This is a genomic window from Alcanivorax sp. HI0083 (genome assembly GCF_001635175.1).
Genome location: NZ_LWFX01000620.1, coordinates 1 through 204 on the forward strand (window position 1 = coordinate 1; position 204 = coordinate 204).

Annotated in this window: 1 pseudogene; it reads right to left on the reverse strand. The window is 53.9% G+C overall.

The features are described from left to right. A pseudogene (locus A3754_RS27390) lies at positions 1-204 on the reverse strand (23S rRNA (adenine(2503)-C(2))-methyltransferase RlmN); the annotation flags it as partial.

Here is a 204-nt window from a genome sequence, read left to right on the forward strand (position 1 = left end):
AATATTCTTGCTGTAACTCTTGCAGGCCGCCATCAGGTCTTTCAGCGGATACTTGCGGTTCAGCGGCACCAGCTGGTTACGCAGCTCGTCATTGGGTGCGTGCAGGCTTACCGCCAGGGACACATCCAAATCCTCGCTGAGCTGATTCATCTTCGGAATCACCCCGGAGGTAGACAGGGTGATACGTTTTTTACCGATGCCGTA